This window comes from Dyadobacter beijingensis DSM 21582 (genome assembly GCF_000382205.1).
Taxonomy (GTDB): Bacteria; Bacteroidota; Bacteroidia; order Cytophagales; family Spirosomataceae; genus Dyadobacter; species Dyadobacter beijingensis.
The window spans coordinates 209940-230340 of record NZ_KB907788.1; the positions used below are offsets into that span (position 1 = coordinate 209940).

Genomic DNA, 20401 nt, shown 5'->3' on the forward strand with positions numbered 1-20401 from the left:
GTAAGAGTATTGGTTACAGGGGCGGTTCCCGAACGTCATTTCGCGGGTTACTTACATTTTCAACGATGAGCGATTTCCTAGACTTACAAAATGGCTGGTACAATGGTCTGATCCAGGGATTGGGACAAAGCCAGGATTCTTTTCAGATCATTCAGCCTGCGCCGCCGATTGCCAGCGGTACCGCCGCTAACCCGACTTTCTGGGCTTACTACAACAACATCCCTCCCCAATCATTGACTGCCCAGTTCGTCGCCAGTGGTGGTAACCAGTTTTACAGCAATTACAGAGGCTTGCTTTCGGCACTGGAGCCGTCACGCAATATCAATGTGAAAGAAGACATCGGTGAGGCGAACTTCCTCGCATGGCAGGCCTACGTGCAAACGCAGCCTACGCCGAGCATGAACCAGATCCCGACGATGTTCAGAAACTGGGCGATGTTCAATGCCCCGGAGGTAGCGAACATCGGTTCATCCGACTACGCTGCCATCCTGCTCGACCCCATTGCTACCGCGCAGAACGAGCTGACATTAGTGTACACCACGCCTGCCGGTCTGCCGATCAATTTCGACTGGCAGCTGAACTACGCCGATATGGTGAACCAGCTGGCCAGCGCGCCTTCCCGTTCGTTCTCGTTCGATAGCAGCACGATGAACAAGAATGTAAGTGGCTCATGGGCAGGTAGTTCCAAATCGGGCTTCTTCGGCTTGTGGGGCGGCAGCAGCTCTACTTCTTCGCTGAGCGAGCAATTTGCTTCCAGCCGTATCCAGGTGAGCGCGAGCTTCGAGCACATTCTTGTATTGCCCAACACGCCGGGCGCGTGGTACTATTCTTCCGCCATGGGACTCGCATTTGCCAACAAGACAGGCAGCCCCTGGAGAGATAAGGCGGCCATTAACTGGAACAATACGTTCGGGCCGGATGGTAACATGCAGTATTTCTCCGCAAACGTCATCGTGGCGTCCGGTATGTCCATCACCGTTACGTCGGATGCGTCGTATTCGTCGCTGGATCAGCAGACGATCACTTCCAGCGGGTCGTCCGGCTTCTGGCCGTTCTATTCCGGTGACAGCGGCAGCTCGTCGACCAACCGTGTGACGTTCAACCAGGACGGCCACATGACCATCACTACCAGCAGCATTCCGGGCGTACCGGTGGTAGTGGGCGTGAACGTACTGTCGGCCGGCGAATTTGTGGGCCACTCTTCAAGCCTGGGCGTTTCGCTCTTCGAATCGGCCAAAGCTTTCGCGGCAGAAAGCCTCGCTACCGTTTAAGTTTTCGCAGGACAGGCCGGGATGCTCGAAAGAGCCCCGGCCTTCTTTTTTGATTTTAACCAGGAATTACTATGATGGCAACAGATACCTCCACCGACGCGGTCACCGCCCTGACGGACGCCTGGTACAATCAGCTGGCGGCCAGTCTCAGCCTGTCGGTCCGCAATTTCCAGCTGCTGCAACCGCCGGCCGTGCCGACGGGCGATCAGAGCCTTTGGGACAGTTTCAACGTGGTTCCGCCGGTGACGCTCAAATACAATCGCTGGGTGTACCAGCAGCCTGCATTTTTCAAACAGTATGCGGCATTGGTGAACAGCCTGTCGTTTCCTGAGAGCGCATTTGTGGAAGATATCGGGGCCGATACCTACGTGCAATGGACGGCCTATCTCAAAACCGTGAGCCCGCCGCCTGCGCCCAACGAGCTGCCTGGCGTGTGGTTCCAATGGGCGATGCTGCATGCGCCGTCGGTCGCGAATATCGGGCGCTCCGACCTGGCCACGCAGCTGCTCATCGGTGGTGCGCAGGCTGCATTGGAGCCCTATGAAGGCCCTGATGCCAAACAGGCCGATTACTCGCCTTCTTTCGGGGATCTAAAAAACATCCTGAAACTATCTTCCGGAGCGAGCTTCTCGTTCGATTCGTCCACGGCCGATCCCGACGTGTCCGGCTCATGGGTACCCGGCGACGACCCCAATTATTTCGGCGTGTGGACGGGCAGTTCGACCGCATTCCGCATCAGCCGGAAGTTCGCGCTGAGCAAGATCACCGTCACCGCCGCATTCGACCATTTCGGCGTCGTTCCCGTTACGCCCGGCCCCTGGTACAATTCCAGCATGCTGCACCTTGCCTGGGTGTCGGGGGCTAGTGTTCCTCCCTGGGTCAGCGAGTCCGACTGGGATAGGTATTTCGGCGCATCCGGCAAGCTTACCCACGCAATCGGCTCCGTACTGGCGGCCGACGGCATTACACTTACCCTCCACTCCGATGCCAATTTCAGTCCCGAAGAGCAGGCTGTCATCCGCGTGCTCGCGCTGATGGGCGACTGGCCTGTGTATTGCCCGGTCCAATTGTCGGCGATCACCAATACCGTCACCAGCGCGCCGGGCTCGCTCACGATCCGTTTCCATGCCGCGCCGGGCAATCCCGTGATACTGGGCTACAACGTGTTCGATATCCGAAGTTACACGGGCGCTTAGGAACGCTATGCCGCCGCCGCCGGCTGCATGGTGGTGCTGATGGCGATGCGGTTCCAGGTATTGATGGTCGCGATGGCCATGATCACCTGCGCCAGGTATTCCTCGTCAAGAAGTGCGGAGGCCTGTGCGTACAGCTCGTCGCTCACGCCGCCCCGGTGAATGAGCGTAACTGCCTCGGTGAGTGCGAGTATCACGCGCTCTTCCGGGGTGAACAGCGCCGTTTCCCGCCAGGCATTCAGCAGCACGATGCGCTGGATGCTTTCGCCGGCTTTCAGGGCGTCTTTGGTATGCATATCGATACAAAACGCGCATCCGTTGATTTGCGAAGCCCGGATTTTGATCAGCTCGCGGTGTGTTTTGCTGAGTTTCGAAGCGCTCAGATACTGTTCGAGACCGTACATGGCCTTGTATGCCTGCGGCTGCGTGGCCGCTACGTCTACCCTTGTTTTCATCTGTTTTTCAAATGGTTGATTGATGGGTCAAAGGTAGCGGGGCGTCAGCCGCATTTACTTAAACTGGTTTAAGATCGCTTTTTGCGGAGCTCGCTCAGGTATTCGGGCGTGATGTCGAGGTAGGAAGCGAGCAGATATTGCGGCACGCGCTGCACGAAGTCAGGGTAGAGGCCGGCAAACTGCCGGTACAGCGCTTCCCTGGACATATCCTGCTGGTACTTCATCCGCAGCATCGCCGCGCCGTAGCCATACTGGTAAAGAATGCGGAAATACCGCTCCATGCGCGGGAAGGCGTCGAGCATCGCATGATAAGACTGCCGGTCGATGGACAGCACTTCGGCCGGCTCCACCGCCTGAATGGCAAATCCGGTCTGCTGTTTCTTTTCAAATGCAAGAAAATCGGTGAGCCACCAGCTCTCAAGGGCAAACTGCGTGGTATGCTCCACGCCTTTACTATCTGCAAAATACATCCGCAGGCACCCGCGCACGACGAAATACAGCGTGGTGCATTCCCGGTCGGCCTGCTGGACGACCTCCTTTTTGGCGACCTGCCGGTACCGGAAAAAATCCAGTACACCGCCCGTTGTGTCGGTTGGTAATCCGGCAATGGCTTTGATGTGCTCGGTAAGTGCCCGGCCGGCGTTTTCGGGGAAATCCATATGCACGGTTGTTTGGTCAAATTTACTTTTTACATCGGCATCGGAGAATGTTTTTTATATTTTCCCTAAAATTCCGGTAAAAGTACTACGGCCATGCAGAAAAAATTTGATCTGAAATCCTTCAACCTGTATCAATTTCTCAAACATCAGAACGCGCACAACTTTCATACGCCTTTCTTCCTGGCCGATAAAGACACCTATCGCCATGCCCACGTCAATTTTCCGTTCAGGACATTTGCATACGGACTCGGTGTGACCTATTCGGGTGATGGCGACACGTTCAAAATAGGCAGTACGGATTATACGGTGGGGGCGCATTGCCTCACCACCATCGGGCCTGGGCTGGTGTGCCAATGGGCGGGTAACTACACGGCCGAGCACGACACGGTATATTTTACCGAAGAGCTGTTCAGGGATATTCGCACGAATGCTTTTTTGCAGTCGCTATCCTTCTTTTTTCACGGCGGCAACCACGTGATCCGGCTCACGGAGGCGCAGACAGCCAAAATGCGGTCGCTTTTCGAGGTATTGAAAGAATTGAAAAACGACAATGAGGCCGTTCCCGGCATCGTGTACTCCCTGCTGAAACTGGCCGATTCCTTTCACGGGGCTGCCCATGCTGCATCCGATGGTAACCGGGTTAACACAGGACTCGGCAATGGTACCGGCAGCATTGAATCCAATGCGGACCACGCTTCCGGCGATGCGCCTGCCCCGCCCGCAAACCGGGCTTCCAGCCGTATTTCCAGCAAGCAGAAAATCACCCGAGCGTTCCGCAAGCTGGTGGCGGAGCATTTTCCCGAGCATAAGGAAGTGGCACACTATGCCACCGAACTGAATATTACCCCCAAATACCTGAGCGAAATCTTGCAGGCCGAGCTCGGCAAGCCGGCCAAGACGTTCATCGATGAGCACGTGCTCATGGAGGCCAAAAGCCTGCTCAAACAGACCACCTTTTCCGTACAGGAAATCTGCTACTGGCTGGGCTTCGAGGACGCTTCCCACTTCACCAAATGGTTCCGGAAACAGGCCGGCGTCACGCCTACCGAGTACCGGAAGGAATAACCGACTTTTGTACCATTTCTCCCGAAATCCGGCCTAACACCAGGGCCCTGCACGGTGGTACCTTTGTTTCGAACCAATCAAAAACACAGACCATGAAGAACGCAGAAGCATTTGAAGTAGCCGTTTCCCAACAGGTATTGGACGATCTGAAAAACCGCCTGCAAAACACCCGCTGGCCGGGCGAGGCAGACGGCTCCGGCTGGGCATTCGGGACGAGTGAAGCGTATTTGAAAGAATTGACCCAATACTGGCTCCACACCTACGACTGGCGCAAGCAGGAGGAGGCCTTGAACCGGTACCCGCAATACATCGCCGATGTGAATGGCGTACAAGTGCATTTTCAGTATATTAAAGGCAATGGTGCGAATGCGAAGCCGCTCCTGCTCACGCACGGATGGCCCGATAGCTACTATCGTTTCCACAAGCTCATACCGCTGCTGACGGAAGGCGAACAGCCGTTCGACCTTGTGATCCCCTCCATTCCGGGTTTCGGGTTTTCTGAAAAAACGGCGCTGTCGAGCACGGCCGTCGCCGACCTTTGGAAAGACCTCATGACCCAAACGCTCGGTTACGAGCATTTCTACGCTGCCGGCGGGGATATCGGGATGAGTGTCACCAAAGCGCTGGCTTCCAAATACCCCGGCATCGTGGCAGGCGTGCATTTTACGGACATTGGTTACCCGATGGGCCAGGAAGACCCGGCTACCATGACCGAGGCCGAGCAGCAGTTCGCGCAGTTTGTGCAGCAATGGTGGTACAGCGAGGGCGCCTATGCGATGGTGCAGGCCACGAAGCCCCAGTCGCTCGCCTACGGGCTGAACGACTCACCCGTCGGGCTGGCGGCATGGATCGTCAGCTTCGGCAATGCGGGCGCCCATCCCGACATACTCGAAAAAGCATTCGGCGGCCGGGATGCGCTTTTGACCAACATCATGATTTATTGGGTCACGCAAACCATTGCCACCTCCGCGCGGATATACAAGGTGGACGCGATGGCGCAATGGAGCGGCGAAAAGCCTTTGGAGAAGAGCGATGTACCGGCCGGTATCGCGGTGTTTCCGAGGGAGGCACAGTTCCCGAAAGAATGGGCCGAGCGCTTCGTCCATGTCGTCAGCTTCCGTGCAATGGACGAGGGCGGGCATTTCGCGGCGCTGGAAGTGCCGGAGATTTTCGCGGCGGAACTGAAAAGGTTTTTCTCGGAACTTCATTAAATTGGAGATTTGATGACCTAAACAGCCGCCGATCCCGTTCCGATGCATTCCATCTTACCTTTTATGCTGGCCATGGTGGCCGCTATCGTATTGCTGAATATGTGGGCCACCAAACTGAAAGTGGCATACCCCATTCTGCTGGTGGTGGCCGGCCTGCTGGTGAGCTTCGTACCGGGATTGCCGGTGTTGAAAATCAATCCCGACCTGATTTTTCTCATTTTTCTCCCGCCGCTGCTGTTTGAGGCCGCCTGGTCGGTTTCGTTCAAGGAAATGCGGAAATGGTGGCGCATAATCGGCAGTTTCGCGTTCCTGGTGGTCTTTTTTACGGCATTTTCGGTGGCCATTACCACCACGTACCTGATCCCCGGCTTCACCATCGCCCTGGGCTTCCTGCTGGGCGGCATCGTTTCGCCACCCGACGCGGTCAGTACCGGGGCGATTATGAAGTTTGTGAAAATACCCAAGTCGACCGTCGCGATACTGGAAGGCGAGAGCCTGCTCAACGACGCTTCGTCGCTCATTATTTTCCGGTTCGCATTGGCGGCGGTGGCTACGGGGCACTTTGTATGGCAGCAGGCCGCAACCAGCTTTTTGTGGATGGTCGCCGGTGGCGCGGGCATCGGGCTGGCGCTCGCGTGGGCGTTCGTGCAGGCCCACAGGAGGCTTCCTACCGACGCACCGTCGGACATTGCGCTCACGCTTATTGAGCCTTATGTGATGTATTGGGTAGCCGAAGAGCTTCATAGCTCCGGCGTGCTCGCGGTGGTGGCCGGCGGGTTGTTCATGTCGGCCCGCCGGCTGTCGTTTTTGAGTAGTACCAGCCGCATTATGGGTTACAGTGTTTGGGAGAGCTTTGTATTTATATTAAACGGCGTCGTGTTCCTCATCATCGGGCTCGATCTGCCTGAAATCGTCGAAGGGCTGCGGCTGGAAGGCGTGCCGCTGCGTACCGCCATCGGCTACGGCGTGCTGGTCACGCTGGTGCTGATCCTGGCGCGGATGATCAGTTCCTATGCCGCGATGATCGCCACGCTCATCTTCCGGCCTTCTGTGGCACCCCGTGCCCGCTCCAACCGGGCGCGTTTCAAAATGCCGCTGCTGCTTGGCTGGACCGGCATGCGGGGCGTGGTATCGCTCGCTGCCGCATTGTCCATCCCCGTGGCGCTGGACAACGGAGCCGCATTCCCGCAGCGCAACCTGATCCTCTTCATTACTTTCGTCGCCATCCTGCTGACTTTGGTCGTCCAGGGGCTCACGCTGCCGGCTTTCATTAAGCGCGGGAAGCTGTTCGAGGCATTCACGGAAGATTCCGAGCAGGAAGCCATGCAGAAGATCAAGCGGGGGCTGCGGCAGCAGATCTACCATTTTTTGCAGCACCGGAAAAACGACGGGCTGCATGAAGAGATGGCTGTCCGCAAAATCCTGCAACATTGGGAAGAAAAGGCCAAATCATCCGACGACGAATGGATGAATGACCAAACCAAAGCTATTCTGCTGGAAATGCTGGAATGCCAGCGCACCTACCTCGCCGAACTCAATAAGGATATCTCTGTCAATGAAGACTACATTCGCCGGCAGCTCTACCAGATCGACCTGGAAGAAGAGCGCCTTCGTATGATTTGAAGCGACGGGGCGGTGGGAGTTTTGAATGGAAATTTATTGCATAAAAGAACTTTGTATTTCAAAGTTCTTTTATATTTTTGCGTAAACCTGTATGCCTGCTAAGGCCGGCAGGACAGCAGGTCCATTCTCAAACCATTTCAATCTATTCAAGCTATGAAGAACGATGTAAAAAAACTGCTGATCGCGGCCGCTGGCGCTGTGACTGTTCCGCTGTTGCTGACGGCGCTGGCGCTTTGGCAATGGAAACCCGGCGCGCCGATGCTGGCGGTCGTGCTGTTGCTGGGCGCCGTTGCGCTCGTATACGACCTGGTGGCCAAACGGAAACTGAACAGCCATGCCTACCGGTTTGCGTTGGGCATCGCGATCCTGACGGTACTCGCATTGCTCTGGATGAATGTGGCCGTGGGCGGCATTCTCGGCGATAATCCGGCGAATATGATGTATTTCGGCGTGCTGATCACGGGCCTGGCCGGTGCCGTCATAGCACGCCTCGAAGCCGTAGGAATGGCTTTCGCATTGTTTGCGATGGCATTTGCGATAGTTCTCATCCCCATCATAGCGTGGGCGATCGGTACGCCTGCTTTTGCCAATGGTTTCCCGGCGGTAATGGGCCTGCATGCCGGTTTTGCATTACTTTTTTGCGGATCGGGGACGTTTTTCCTGCGTGCGGCGCGGGGGCAGCGCACGAGGCACATGTCCACCGGCGCTTAGCGATCGTTCAGAGCAGCCAGATCAGATCATGAAAATCCACCTTCCCGGGGTTCAGCGATTTGATCAGCCCGCAGCCGATGCCGATAATCCCTTCGCTGAATGCGATATTGCTTTGCGGGCTCCACGGGTTTTCGAGGACCTTGTAGCCCGCATAGCCATCGGCATTGAGGTCGAAACGGAGGATTTGCGTATACCAGAAGTTGGCGGCATGCTCCATCGCGACGTCGTTCGTCAGGTGTGCGGCGCGGTCGAACAGCAGGGCGAGGCCTGTCGCACCCGACAATATCCCCGCATTTTGTACGCCTGTCGGGTCGATCAGGTGGCGGCTTGCGCAGTTTTTGAGAATAGCTCTTCCTTCTTTGGACCATTCGGCGTTTTTGAATGCCGTTCCGGTTCTTAACAGGGTGTATCCCAGGCTGATATCTTCATAGCGTGAAGCCTGCCGGTTCAGGTATACCCCATAATTCTTGTCCGTTTCAGAGAGCGCCTTTTGTTCCAGATGGCGGTTCTCGATGTAGGCAATCGCCTCCTGGGTAAGCGCTTCCAGGTGCGTGGCCGGGAACAGGCCCATTTCTACGACCCTGCTCAGAATCAGCAATATCGCCGCCTCCCCCTGCGGGAAAAATAGCCCGGAGCCGGCTTCGTCGTGGTCGAGGCCGGCATTCCAATGACAGGTGCCGTCGGTGCGGACCGCGCTCCGGATAATGCCCAGCACCAGTTCTTCCACCACCGGCTGGGCGCGCTCGCGGTTATAATAGCTGCGTTGTAAAAAGTACAGCCCGTAGCCCAGCGCGCCGCTGGTGAGGCTGCCTATATTCCCCGCGCTCAGTTCGGCGCGCATTTTACTTAATAATATGGAGTCCACATCGCTCAGGAACACGTTCGGATCGATGTCGAGTACCCCCGCCTGGCAGAGGTATTGCGCAACGGAGCCCAGATCGGTGAAGTCCTGCGGGTAGGCCTTCCGCGGGTCGCCGTCGATCATGTCGCAGGCGTGGTCGAATGCCTCCCGCGCCTCGTCGAGGTAGCGTTTGCGGCCTGTGTGTACGGCGTAGAGGTATTTGAAAACGGATACGCCCAGGTATCCTTCCGACAGGCTGAAACTGGTCAGCTGCCGGCGGTAAATGTTGATGACCTCGTGGATTTCGTCGATTTTGGCAGCGGCAATCATGGTCGACAGCCTCGATATTCCTGGTGATGTTGATATCATTATCGTGCACAAATTTGATCTGTACACAAATGTGGGCAAGCGCGGCAACTGGCGCACATTTTTTAGACCAATTCACGGGCTATTTCGACGAAATGATGCAACGGTGCGGCGCACGGGCATTCTGGCGGCGGGATCGGGCTTTTTTCGACGGCGGGGATTTTGTCCATGAAAGCAGATCATTGGTATAAACAATTTGGCGGCCGGCGAAGAGAATGAAAAGTTTGGACCACTTTGTTTATAATGATTAACCCGCCGGCTTATGTCTATTTTATCCCAAGGATTTTTCGTTTTGAGACGTCCCCGCCTGCCGCTGGATGTCCTGTATGAGTTTAATGCACGGGTCAACAACCGGGCCGAGCTTTTTGAAAAAGAGCTGATCCGTTTTTTTTCCCAGCCTGCCATGCTGGAAGCCATTTACCTGGCATCACCTGAGCTATACGATTCGTTTACCGGACTGGTGGAGGGCCGGGTGAAGACCGGTACCGAAAAACTCCTCAAAACTTTATACAAATACCTCGTGCGGATGACCTCCCGCAGTACCCCGTACGGGCTTTTTGCCGGCTGTGCGGTGGGTACGCCCGGCCCCGAAACCCGCATCGAATTCGACCCGACCGACCCCGAGTATACGCACGCACGCCTCGACATGAACTATGTGGCCGGCATGGCGGACGCCCTTTTGGAAAAACCCGGAATCCGCGCAGCATTGCAATTTTCCGTGAATACCAGCCTTTATCGTATCGGCGATACCTACCGCTACGTGGAGAGCACATGGCAGAACGAAAAACGGTCGTACGTGCTGGCATCGGTGGACAGCAACGAATACCTCGACGGTATCATTGCCCGCGCCCGCACGGGCGCGACGATCGGGGAGCTGGCCCGGCGTATCACCGGCCCGGAGATCAGCAGGGAAGAGGCATTGCAATATATCGACGCCCTGATCGATGCCCAGATACTGGTGTCGGAGCTGGCCGCTACGGTGACGGGCGACGAGTTTTTTCAGGTATTGAAGGCAAAATTGAGCGGTATGGACGCGGCGGCGGAAGAGGTGGCACAAATGGGGCAGGTGGCCGACTTGCTGGCGCCCGGCAACGGCGGCGTGGCGAAATACGGCGAGGTAGGGGAACTTGTGAACCGGCATTTCGTGACGACGGGCAGCAAGGACCTCATCCAGGCCGACCTTTTTTACAACACGCGCTCCTGCACGATCGGCGAACGGGCGATTGGGACGCTTTTGAAGGAATATGCCGATATTCAGTTGCTGGGCTACCAGAACCCGATGCGGGAAATGGACCAGTTTAAAAAGCGGTTCCTCGAACGTTACGAACAACGCGAAATGCCGCTGCTGGAAGTGCTGGACAGTGAATCGGGCATCGGGTATGGCGACGTGGCCGCCGGCCGGGCCGATAATCTGCCGCTCCTGGACGACCTGCATCTTCCTGACCACGGGCATACCCCGGCGCCGGGGCTTTCGCCGCTCGCCAGGTTCCGCGAGAAACTCTGCGGACAGGCCGCGCGCGACCATTCCACGGCCGTCCGGCTGACCGACGCCATGCTGCAAGAACTCCGCGAAACGGCGCAGCCCGCCCGGATACCCGACAGTTTTTACCTGTTCGGAAACCTGGTGGCCGGCTCGCAGCAAGCCGTCGACGAGGGCGATTTCAAATTCGTACTGAATGCCATGGGCGGACCATCGGGTTTAAAGCTGCTCGGGCGCTTTTGCCACGGCAACCCGCAGCTGGCCGGGCGCGTCAGGAAAGCCGTAGCGGAGGAAGAAAACTGCCGCGAGGACGGGATTTTCGCGGAAATCGCGCATTTGCCCGAAGCCCGCGTCGGCAATGTGCTGATGCGCCCGCATTTCCGGCAGTATGAAATCCCGTACCTTTCCGGCTCCTCGCTGCCGGAGGAGAACCGCATTATGCCGGACGATCTGATGGTGTCCGTATCGGCGGCGGGGGAGGTAATATTGCGGTCGAAGCGGCTGAACAAACGCATTTTCCCGCGATTGACCAATGCGCACAATTTCACGGGCGGCCTGCCGGTATACCGTTTCCTCTGCGAGCTGACCTACCAGGAAAACTACCGGTATGCGGGCTGGCATTGGGACCATCTGGCTGCGAACACATTCCTGCCGCGGGTCGAGTACAAGCATTGGATACTGAGCCGCGCAACCTGGAACCTTGATAAGGCGTTGTTTTCCAAACATTCATTGAAAGACATTTTTGCTGCCGACGAATGGCTGGCGATACGGAAAGCCTACCAAATTCCCCGTTTCGTGCAGCTGCGCCAGGGCGACAGCGAGCTGCTGATCGACGGCGATTCCGACTTTTCCGTGGGCATACTCTGCGAAACGCTCCGCAAATACGGCCAGATCACGCTCACGGAATTCCTCGAAAGCCGCGTCTTAGGCGAGCCCGGCCAGCATTACCTGAACGAAATCCTTATTCCTTTCCTGCATACGCAGGCTCCTGCGCCGGCGAAGCGGGACACGCCTGCGGCAAGTGTGCACGCAGGCAGCGCGAGGCGCAACTTCATTACCGGCAGCGAATGGCTGTATGTCAAGATTTACGCCGGTACCAAAACGGTGGACCGCCTCCTTACCACCGTCGTGAAGCCGCTTGCCGACCGGCTGGTAGCGGACGGGACGATCGAAAAGTGGTTTTTTGTCCGCTATGAAGACCCTGACTACCATATACGCCTGCGGTTTTACCACGGCAGCAACCCGTCGTTCTGGCACCGGGTGCTGGCCGAACTCAATGCGGTGATGGACCCGCTGATTACCGACGGGATCGTCCACAAAATACAGACCGATACCTACAAGCGCGAACTGGAACGTTACGCCTGCGGGAGCTACGAGGAAGTGGAATCCGTGTTTTTCGCCGACAGCGACGCCACGGCGGGGTTTCTGAGCCTGATTTCGGGCGACGAAGGCGAGCGGTACCGCTGGCAGATCGGGCTGCGGGCCGTGGACATGCTGCTGAACGACCTCGGTTTTACCCTCGAATCCAAAAAGGACCTGATGGACCGCCTGCAAGCCAACTTTTTCCAGGAGTTCGACGGTAACACGCAGCTAAACATTCAGTTGAACGATAAATACCGGGCGCAGACAGGCACGATCGAACGTTTTCTAGATCCGCGTTACGACGGGGTGAATGAAATTGAAGAGGCCATCGTGCTGTTCGGGATACGTTCGGAACGCATCCGGGAGTCGATGAAAATCATCGGGCCGACGATGGGTGTATCGTTCCTGAGCTTCGCGAGCAGCCTCGTCCACATGTTCCTGAACCGCCTGTTCGTATCACAGCAGCGGGAGCACGAACTGGTTATTTATCACTATCTCAAAAAATACTATGGCTCCCGCCTGGCGCGCAGGAAAAATGTTGCGAAGGATGTGATCCAGGAGGGGTTTTTAGTAATAAATTAAACGATAATGCGCATATTTGTTGCGAAAAGTGTAACCGCATTTGGTTTTTGTTGACGTTTTTACGGTTAGGTACCTTCCATAGACATTAACGATCATCAATCACAATTCGGACTCGGTGCAAATATGACAGGAAAAATCAGTTGTCTCATCGTGGACGATGAGGAGCCGGCTCATGAAGTCCTTAAATTTCTGATTGCAAAGCTTAGCTGGCTCGTCTATGCAGGCAGTTGTTACAATGTCGTGGAGGCATTGGAAATGATTCCCGAAGTAAAACCCGACATTATTTTTCTCGATGTAAATATGCCGGAACTTTCGGGGCTCGACCTGCTCAGCATCGTCGAAGCGCCGGATTCGCATGTGATCATGACCACCGCCCACGCACAGTACGCGGTGGACGGTTTTTCATTTGATGTCACGTCATTTCTCCTCAAACCCATCGGTTTCGACCGTTTCCTGAAAGCGGTGACGAAGGTGCGAAAGCTGATGGGCAACAGCCAGCCGGCCATCGACAAACCCCGGCACCTGGCGGAAGAGGTGCATGGCGGGGAGGCACCGCGCGGAAATGTCCCTGCATTCGCTTCCGAGCCACCCGCCGAGCAGCGTCCCGAGCCCGCGCACGAGGAGTATATGTGGATTCGTGCCGACCGGAAAATGTATTGTGTCTGGTTCAAGGACATCTATTTTATCGAAGGATTGAAAGACTACGTAAAAGTGTATTATTCCAACGGGGTGCTGGTGACGCTCGCCTCCATGGCCACGATGATGACGCGGCTGCCGGCCCCGCCTTTTGTGCGGACGCACCGTTCCTATATTGTCAACCGTAACATGATCAGAATGATCGAAGGAAACATGGTCACCATGCTGAACGGTATGAAAGTATCCATTGCCGTTTCGCCCACGCGCGACGAGGTTTTCAGGCAGTTGACAGAAAAATAGCATTCAGGCGTGGAGAATACTATCGTAAAAAAGCGGTCGCTGATCGAAAAGCTCCTCTTCCCGCGCACGCAGGGGCTGCGGGTGGCTTATCATATTCTGTTTTGGACCTGTTTTATATTATTGCATTACGCTTATGCGTTGCCGGTAATAGGACGAAAGAGCGCTGATGCTACCGTAACGCTCGCCAACTTTTCTTACTTTTTAAAAATAATACCCGAGTACTATATCTGCGTTGGTATTTACAATGTATTGGGAAAGTATGTTCGCGGAATATTGCTGGCGTTCATTGTCGTTATCGCAGCACTGATCACGAACCATGTCTTCTCCATATTTATGTTCATTGGGGTGGACAAATTAGCGGGCCTCGAAAATATGACCGAACGGTTCCAGATGTTTTCGAAAATGTATCTACAACCTTTTGATTTTCGGGACATTCGGTCGTGGCTTGTCTTTACCAACGACCTTTCCGAAATTCAGTTTTTTATGGTGCCTGCAACGCTGAAAATGGCAAAATATGCAGCGAACGAGACCATTGCCCGTCAAAAGCTGCAAAGTGACGCATTAGCTATGGAGCTGAAAGCGTTGAAATCGCAGATCAACCCGCATTTCGTATTTAACGTATTGAATGCGGCTTATGCTAAAATTTTACCAATTTCAGAGGACGCTGCCGAGCACCTTCAAAAAATCGCCGAGATTCTACGGTTTTCGCTTTATGAGATGGACGATGAATTTATCGGACTTGAAAAAGAGCTTTCGTACATGAATCTATACATCGAGTTGGAATCGATACGTAGCAACCGCCGCTGCAAGGTTAATGTAAGCAAGTACGGGCAGATCGCAGAAACGCATCGAATTCCAACATTATCGTTGATTACGCTGGTTGAAAATGCATTCAAACACGGCGTTCACGCAAGCCGCAAGGAATCCTATGTGAATATTCTGATCGACGTTTCGTCCGGCTCGCTGGAATTTACCATCGCCAACAGTAAGCCGGAAAATCCAGTCCTGCGTGCAAAGGAAGGCCGGAGTGGTGGAATTGGTCTGGTTAACCTGGAAAAACGATTGGAGATTTACTATCCTGGTCGCTATGAATTCGAGAAAACGGAAACTGCTGCCGAGTTCACAGTTTCGGTGACATTTCCCCTGGAATAGCAGTTTCGAAGCAATACTTCATTTGGTCGAGGAAGGGCCGAGCTTCGTATAAAAAGATTCTACAGCCGCTTTTTGAAGGATTAATTTGTGGTGTTAATCAACCCTAATTATACAATGAAAAAGCAAACAACCATCCCCGCTAAACTTCAACTCGTAAAATCAACTGTGGCACGCCTGAATGGATTTTCATCCATCCGCGGCAACAGAATTCACATTCAGGACGAGACGACCGCGAGCAGCATGCTATGTAGAACAGTACTGATCTGACATCGCGACCCGAAGCGGAAAAGTGCCCGCCCCACGCCACTACCGGCCATTCCCTGAACCGCCGGTAGTGGCGTTTACATTTATTACTGTCCTGGTGATCCCTTCTTCCGGGTTCTCGAACCGAACCGTCAGGCCGGATTTGGCCGAGAGCTCGTCCACGAGGCGCAAGCCTAGTCCCGAGAGGCCTTTTTGCAGGTCCGTTTGTGCGAGTACCCGCTCGTATTGCGCCTGACTGAATGCCGGGCCCGTGTTTTCGATCGTCAGGCGGCGGGCGGCTTCGTCCCAGGCCAGGGTGAGCGTACTTTGCTCTTCGGCGGCTTTGATGGCATTTTGCAGCAGGTTGCGCAGGATTGTCTGCAGGTAGTAGGGGTCCGTGTCGGCGGCGGCTTCCCCGGGAATGTCGTGGATTACCTGCAGCTGTTTGGCTTCGATATTCAGATGCAGCAGGCTCAGGCATTGGGCCGTCACCTCGGCGATCGCCACGTGTTCGATGCTGGGCTGGAACTGGTTCATCTGCGTTTTCGACCAGAGGAGCAGGTTCTCCATCGTTTCGAGCAACGAGCCGGTGGCCGTTTGGATTTTTTCGCTGAGCTGCTCTTTCTGGATGTGGTTCAACCGGTCGGGATTGAGCTGTTGCAGTTTCAGGAACTGGTACACCTGGCTGATAGGCGAGCGGAGGTCGTGGCTGATAATGCCGAAAAGCTTGGCCTTGGTGCGGTTGGCTTCTTCCAGATCCTCGATCAGCTTCCCGAGCTGGCGGTTTTTATCGTCGAGCAGGGTGGCCGTGCGGCGTTTGTTCCGGTAAATAACGCCCAGCAGCACGAGCGACAGCGTCACGAATGCCAGTCCGGAGATCAGCCAGAGGCGCTGTTTCTGCGCTTCATCGATTTGCAGGTTCTTGATCTGTATTTCAGCCTGCTTTTCCTTGTTCTGGTAGCGCGCCTCGGCGTCGGCAATGCTCTTTTTGGCCGATTCCCGGTAGAGCGAGTCGCGGAGCGGCGCATATTTGTCGTAATAGGCGTAAGCATTCTGCCACTGGCCTGCCGCCGCATAGCAGCGCGCGATCGATTGCAGCAGGGCCACGTACATTTGCGCGCCGAATTCCTCGATCAGCGGTTCCGAGGCGGTCAGCAGCGGCAGTGCCTTTTCGTATTTCTTTTGCGCATAATACACGCTGCCTTCCATGTACCGCACCTGTGACATCAGGAAATCCGGCGCCCATTGCGGGGCGAGTGCCACAGCGCGCTGAATGTAAATGGCCGCACTGTCGGGCTTGTTCCGGGTGAGGTAATAATCCGTAAAACCCAGGTCGGCGGCGATCTTGTTGTGCCGGCGCGTCGGCTGTATGTCGTCCGGCGTAAGCATGGCCGAGAGGCTGTCGTAGTAGGTGCGTGCCATAGCCGGCTGCCGGAGCAGCAGGTAAGCGTCCGTCATATCCTTGTAATAATGATGACGGTACACCGTATTGTTCACCATGTAGCTCCGGGCCTCTTTCGCGTACCGGAGGCCATTATCGGCCTGTTCCAGTTCAAAGTACATTTCGGCCAGGTTCATCAGGTCGGATACCACGTATTCGCGGTCTTTCACCTTTCCCTGCGCGATGAGCTTTTTCTTTAATTCGATGGATTCCAGCAGGTAGCGGACCTGCTTTTCATATTCACCGCGTATCGAATAGTAGTTCTGGATCGAAGAATACAGTTCGACTTTGTCCATCGGATCGCGCAGCGTGTCCACGATCGCCAGGGCCTCTTTCAGCGCAGCTTCGCTTTTAGCCTTGAAACCGGCCACATTGTTGTATAAAAAAAGCAGCCGGTCGAGCGACTGGACCGTTTGCCGCGTGTCGCGGGCCTTTTTGGCATAGTCCAGCGACTTTTCGTAAATGCGGAAACAGCTGTCTGATTTCGAAGTGGTTTCCAATGCGAATCCCAGCTGGTAATGAAACAATGCAAGCCGTTTCGCGTCGTTGGCCGGGGTCAGTTTAATGGCATAAAGCGCCACGTCATGCAGCGCGACATGCTTTTCGGCCAGTATAAGCGAGTCGCCGATTTTGGCGAGCCGTTCCAGTTTGGCCGTCGTCGTTTTGTATTTCGAAAGATCGGGCAGGGGCTGGGCAAATGCCTGCAACGCCGCAAAAAGCCCGAAAATAAAAGGTAGAGTTCTTTTCATCGGCTACAATTTCAGTTTGGAAAGCGCCGAACGATAGGTTTTGCCGATGGGGATAATGGCGCGGTCGCATACCAGTTCCGAATGCCTGAGCTCGCGGATCTGCCCGAGCGACACGGCGTAGCTCCGGTGTACCCGCAGGAAGCGGTCGGAGGGCAGCTGCTCCATGAAGCAGGATAGCGTCGAAAGCGTCATGTAATTCTTCCCAGGCGTCACGATTTTGGTGTAATCCTGCATCGCTTCCAGGTAGATGATGTCACGCTGGGCCAGTTTCACCTGGTTATGCCCTTCCTTGATCGTGAGCGTGTCCTGCTCGAAAAGCACCTCGTAAGCGTGCGATTTTTGCCGCATTTCCCAAAAATCCCTGATCCGCGCGACCGTAGCCGCAAACCGGTTTTCCATGATCGGTTTGAGCACATAATCAAGGGCTGAAAGTTCGAAACCTTCGAGGGCGAAATCGGGGTGGGAGGTAATGAAAACGGCCATCGGCACCTCTTCCCGGAACTTTCGGAGCAGTTCGATACCGGTAAATGCCGGCATTTCGATGTCGAGGAACACCAGGTCGGGCCTGATGTATTGCTGCGCTTCGTACCCTTCGAGCGGGTTCGTGAACGTGCCGCAATTTTCGAGAAAAGGGTAGGCGCTTACCATTTCTTCCAGAAACAGCAGATCGAGCGGGTTATCGTCGATCGCTATAAACCGGATACGTGAAGGAGGAGGAGTCATGAAAGGGTGCAGTCGGATTTTTGTACCCAATATATACAAAAAGCATTTGCAAAGTGCTGGTTCCGACTGACAAGCCTACATGATGATTGAGCGAAAGGTTTTGAGAAGTTAAATTGACGGTGTGGAAAGCGGCATCATTCCGGCACGAGCTCGTACTCGTTTACGGTATTGCCCGTTTTTTTGCTTTCGTTGGTGCGTTTCAGCAGGAGCCTGCCGGCGGCCGGTGGTTCGGTCAGGTAAAATTCGATGTTACCCGCCGATTCGCTGGGTGGTGGCGTGAGATTTTCGAGGATCAGACGGCCATTGTCCGGCGAGAGCGACCATTTTCCCGTCAGCTTTCGGCCGTCGATGTCCATAAATGTGACCTGTTCCTTGCTCGTCAGGTCGAGGCGCAGGCGGGCGTAGCCGGGGCGCGTGCTGGCGGGGTTGCCCGCGGTGTACACGAGCGTACCGTTTTCCTTCACGGATTGTGCCTTCCAGACGAGGCCGATATTGGCCGGTTCTACCTGTTTAGGCTGGCAGGCTGCGAGTAATGCAATGGAAATGAGGTATATAAGCTTTTTCATGTCAAAACAGTCTGAGGTGAATGCCGGCGGTTTACCGGATGAATACTTTTTGTTTAACCAGGATCTTTTCCCCATCCAGGACCGCCACGTAAATGCCCGGCAGCCAGGCATTCAGGTCGATCTGCATCTGTTGGGACAGCGGCCAGGAACGGACCAAAACCCCGCGTGCATCGTACAAATGCAGTTTTCCGGAAGCGGGACGGACCAGGGCAATATGCAGGCGGTTGTTATGGGTGTAAACCAAACCCTCCGGTGCCACAGGCTCGACGCCCGTGATAATGGCGCCGGCCGGTACCTTCGCCACGTCGCTGTAAGGAGATTCACCGTTGCTGTTGACGGCCTTGACCCGGTAGTAGTAATCGTGAATATCAAGGATTTCGCGGTCGGGAAACTGGATGTTGGCCGCCGCCTGGCTGCCGATTTTTGCAAATCCCGCATTCGGCTGCTGCGAACGTTCGATGACCACCGTCTCCGCATTGGCCGACAATGCATTCCATTTCAACTGAATCAGGTCGAAGCTCATCGGTGTCGCCGTCAGGCCGGTCGGTTTGTCCGGCACCGGCGCCCGTGGCGTAGTAGCGCTCATCGTTTCGGAGTAGCCCGACGGCCCGATCGCATTCACGGCGCGGACGCGGAAATAGTAGGTCGTGAGTTGTTTCAAATCCTTGATTTCCAGGTTTTGTATATTGCTCAAAGTCGATGCGATCTTGGAAAACTGCGTGCCGTTCGTGGAGCTTTCTATTTCAAAACCCGTCTCATTATCAGACACATCGCCCCAGCTAAGATTGATTTGCTGATAAGAAACCGCCACGGCTGAGCCCGCGCGCGGGGTATTAGGCGCGATATCGGGTGTAACGGCCTCCACGACATTGGAATAGTCCGAAAAACCGCCGCCGTTGCGGGCGACCACACGGTACCAGTATTTACGGTTCGGCTGCACACCGCTGTCGGTAAAATCGGCTGCATTCGCATTCGTTTCACCGATTTTGGAAAATTGGGTACCATTATCCGACCGCTCCACGTCGAAGCCGGCTTCGTTATCGGCATTGTCCTGCCATTTCAGGTCCACCTGGCCGCTGCTGATGACTTTCGCGGAAAGATTGGCAGGAGCACCGGGCCTGGGAATGGCCAGGTTAACGCAGCCTTCATTGGAATAGCCCGACTCCCCGCCCGCATTCACTGCCTTCACCCGATAGCAGTAGCGATTGCCGGGTGAAACATTGTTGTCGTTGTAGCTCAGCGACCGGGCGTAAGGCACCGTCGCGATCGTACCGAATCCGCCGCCATTATCCGAGCGTTCGAGGATGAAGCGCGCATTGTCGCTGTTGTTTCCCTGCCAGGTAATGGCCACGCCACGGCCCGAAATGTAGAATACTTCGAGGTTACCCGGCGTCGCTGCCGGGGCAAACGGCGTCGTTACCCGTGCTTCGTTGAACTCCCCGCCGCAGGATTTTTCGCAGTAGGCCTTCACACGGTAAATGTAGGTGCGGTTTTCCTGCACGGTTTTGTCCTGGTAGGCAAATGTGCCTCTCGGAACGTTGCGCGCGATGTTGGCGAAGTTCTGGCCCGGACCGTCTTCTTTTCGCTCAATCTCGTACAATTCGGCAGTTCCGGGCAGGCGGTCCCACGACAAATCGACTTGCTGGTACGACACCGCCGTGGCGCGCAGCATCGCGCGCTGGGCATGCCCCGTGGTTGAAAACGCCAGCATGGCCGTGAGGCAGAGCAAGGTGCTGGTAATGGGGGATAGTATGCGATTGTTCATTGGCTCG

Annotated in this window: 16 protein-coding genes; 9 read left to right on the top strand and 7 right to left on the bottom strand. The window is 55.4% G+C overall.

Annotated features, from left to right (window positions below; genetic code table 11):
• Positions 1–65 precede the first annotated feature (65 nt).
• Both H144_RS0114590 and H144_RS0114595 read left to right on the top strand, forming a co-directional pair.
• Positions 66–1271, top strand: a complete 1206-nt coding sequence (locus H144_RS0114590; RefSeq protein WP_019942817.1) for a hypothetical protein — start codon at positions 66–68, stop codon at positions 1269–1271.
• Between the two features lie 71 nt (positions 1272–1342).
• The gene (locus H144_RS0114595; RefSeq protein ID WP_019942818.1) at positions 1343–2467 is read left to right on the top strand and encodes a hypothetical protein; all 1125 of its coding nucleotides are present in this window, start codon (positions 1343–1345) and stop codon (positions 2465–2467) included.
• A gap of 5 nt (positions 2468–2472) precedes the next feature.
• Here the strand turns inward: H144_RS0114595 and H144_RS0114600 are convergent, their stop codons facing one another.
• Both H144_RS0114600 and H144_RS0114605 read right to left on the bottom strand, forming a co-directional pair.
• Positions 2473–2919, bottom strand: coding sequence for a carboxymuconolactone decarboxylase family protein (locus tag H144_RS0114600; protein ID WP_019942819.1), 447 nt, complete (start codon positions 2917–2919; stop codon positions 2473–2475).
• Positions 2920–2987: 68 nt separating this feature from the next.
• Positions 2988–3578 (bottom strand): Crp/Fnr family transcriptional regulator, encoded by a 591-nt coding sequence (locus H144_RS0114605; protein WP_019942820.1) that lies wholly within the window; start codon positions 3576–3578, stop codon positions 2988–2990.
• A gap of 93 nt (positions 3579–3671) precedes the next feature.
• Between H144_RS0114605 and H144_RS33310 the strand changes: the two genes are divergently transcribed.
• From H144_RS33310 to H144_RS31910, 4 genes are all read left to right on the top strand, one after another.
• On the top strand, positions 3672–4643 hold the full coding sequence (locus tag H144_RS33310; protein WP_019942821.1) for a helix-turn-helix domain-containing protein: 972 nt from the start codon (positions 3672–3674) through the stop codon (positions 4641–4643).
• Between the two features lie 92 nt (positions 4644–4735).
• Positions 4736–5854, top strand: coding sequence for an epoxide hydrolase family protein (locus H144_RS0114615; protein WP_019942822.1), 1119 nt, complete (start codon positions 4736–4738; stop codon positions 5852–5854).
• A gap of 42 nt (positions 5855–5896) precedes the next feature.
• On the top strand, positions 5897–7477 hold the full coding sequence (locus H144_RS0114620) for a Na+/H+ antiporter (RefSeq protein ID WP_019942823.1): 1581 nt from the start codon (positions 5897–5899) through the stop codon (positions 7475–7477).
• A gap of 153 nt (positions 7478–7630) precedes the next feature.
• Positions 7631–8188, top strand: a complete 558-nt coding sequence (locus tag H144_RS31910; protein ID WP_019942824.1) for a hypothetical protein — start codon at positions 7631–7633, stop codon at positions 8186–8188.
• Between the two features lie 7 nt (positions 8189–8195).
• Here H144_RS31910 and H144_RS0114630 read toward each other — a convergent pair whose 3' ends face one another.
• Entirely contained in the window at positions 8196–9398 is a 1203-nt protein-coding gene (locus H144_RS0114630) for a lanthionine synthetase LanC family protein (protein WP_084599962.1), read from the bottom strand.
• A 259-nt stretch (positions 9399–9657) separates the two neighbouring features.
• Between H144_RS0114630 and H144_RS0114640 the strand changes: the two genes are divergently transcribed.
• The 3 genes from H144_RS0114640 (at position 9658) to H144_RS33315 (ending at position 14907) form a co-directional block, all read left to right on the top strand.
• Positions 9658–12819, top strand: a complete 3162-nt coding sequence (locus H144_RS0114640; protein WP_019942827.1) for a lantibiotic dehydratase — start codon at positions 9658–9660, stop codon at positions 12817–12819.
• 123 nt (positions 12820–12942) lie between these two features.
• The gene (locus H144_RS0114645) at positions 12943–13755 is read left to right on the top strand and encodes a LytR/AlgR family response regulator transcription factor (RefSeq protein ID WP_019942828.1); all 813 of its coding nucleotides are present in this window, start codon (positions 12943–12945) and stop codon (positions 13753–13755) included.
• Positions 13756–13764: 9 nt separating this feature from the next.
• Positions 13765–14907: a sensor histidine kinase gene (locus H144_RS33315; protein ID WP_019942829.1), complete on the top strand. Its 1143-nt coding sequence runs from the start codon at positions 13765–13767 to the stop codon at positions 14905–14907.
• A 306-nt stretch (positions 14908–15213) separates the two neighbouring features.
• Here H144_RS33315 and H144_RS0114655 read toward each other — a convergent pair whose 3' ends face one another.
• The 4 genes from H144_RS0114655 to H144_RS33320 form a co-directional block, all read right to left on the bottom strand.
• Positions 15214–17340: a tetratricopeptide repeat-containing sensor histidine kinase gene (locus tag H144_RS0114655; RefSeq protein WP_019942830.1), complete on the bottom strand. Its 2127-nt coding sequence runs from the start codon at positions 17338–17340 to the stop codon at positions 15214–15216.
• A 3-nt stretch (positions 17341–17343) separates the two neighbouring features.
• Complete coding sequence (locus H144_RS0114660) at positions 17344–18063, bottom strand: LytR/AlgR family response regulator transcription factor (protein WP_157504728.1); 720 nt, start codon at positions 18061–18063, stop codon at positions 17344–17346.
• Positions 18064–18197: 134 nt separating this feature from the next.
• A complete protein-coding gene (locus tag H144_RS0114665) occupies positions 18198–18629 on the bottom strand; it encodes a hypothetical protein (RefSeq protein WP_019942832.1) in 432 nt (143 codons plus the stop codon).
• A 31-nt stretch (positions 18630–18660) separates the two neighbouring features.
• Positions 18661–20394 (bottom strand): fibronectin type III domain-containing protein, encoded by a 1734-nt coding sequence (locus H144_RS33320; RefSeq protein ID WP_157504730.1) that lies wholly within the window; start codon positions 20392–20394, stop codon positions 18661–18663.
• Positions 20395–20401: the final 7 nt, after the last annotated feature.

Excerpts from the sequence above, each read along its gene's own strand:
- H144_RS0114590 (WP_019942817.1), top strand. The coding sequence starts at position 66 with ATGAGCGATTTCCTAGACTTACAAAATGGCTGGTACAATGGTCTGATC.
- H144_RS0114595 (WP_019942818.1), top strand. The coding sequence starts at position 1,343 with ATGATGGCAACAGATACCTCCACCGACGCGGTCACCGCCCTGACGGAC.
- H144_RS0114600 (WP_019942819.1), bottom strand. The coding sequence starts at position 2,919 with ATGAAAACAAGGGTAGACGTAGCGGCCACGCAGCCGCAGGCATACAAG.
- H144_RS0114605 (WP_019942820.1), bottom strand. The coding sequence starts at position 3,578 with ATGGATTTCCCCGAAAACGCCGGCCGGGCACTTACCGAGCACATCAAA.
- H144_RS33310 (WP_019942821.1), top strand. The coding sequence starts at position 3,672 with ATGCAGAAAAAATTTGATCTGAAATCCTTCAACCTGTATCAATTTCTC.
- H144_RS0114615 (WP_019942822.1), top strand. The coding sequence starts at position 4,736 with ATGAAGAACGCAGAAGCATTTGAAGTAGCCGTTTCCCAACAGGTATTG.
- H144_RS0114620 (WP_019942823.1), top strand. The coding sequence starts at position 5,897 with ATGCATTCCATCTTACCTTTTATGCTGGCCATGGTGGCCGCTATCGTA.
- H144_RS31910 (WP_019942824.1), top strand. The coding sequence starts at position 7,631 with ATGAAGAACGATGTAAAAAAACTGCTGATCGCGGCCGCTGGCGCTGTG.
- H144_RS0114630 (WP_084599962.1), bottom strand. The coding sequence starts at position 9,398 with ATGATATCAACATCACCAGGAATATCGAGGCTGTCGACCATGATTGCC.
- H144_RS0114640 (WP_019942827.1), top strand. The coding sequence starts at position 9,658 with ATGTCTATTTTATCCCAAGGATTTTTCGTTTTGAGACGTCCCCGCCTG.
- H144_RS0114645 (WP_019942828.1), top strand. The coding sequence starts at position 12,943 with ATGACAGGAAAAATCAGTTGTCTCATCGTGGACGATGAGGAGCCGGCT.
- H144_RS0114655 (WP_019942830.1), bottom strand. The coding sequence starts at position 17,340 with ATGAAAAGAACTCTACCTTTTATTTTCGGGCTTTTTGCGGCGTTGCAG.
- H144_RS0114660 (WP_157504728.1), bottom strand. The coding sequence starts at position 18,063 with ATGACTCCTCCTCCTTCACGTATCCGGTTTATAGCGATCGACGATAAC.
- H144_RS0114665 (WP_019942832.1), bottom strand. The coding sequence starts at position 18,629 with ATGAAAAAGCTTATATACCTCATTTCCATTGCATTACTCGCAGCCTGC.
- H144_RS33320 (WP_157504730.1), bottom strand. The coding sequence starts at position 20,394 with ATGAACAATCGCATACTATCCCCCATTACCAGCACCTTGCTCTGCCTC.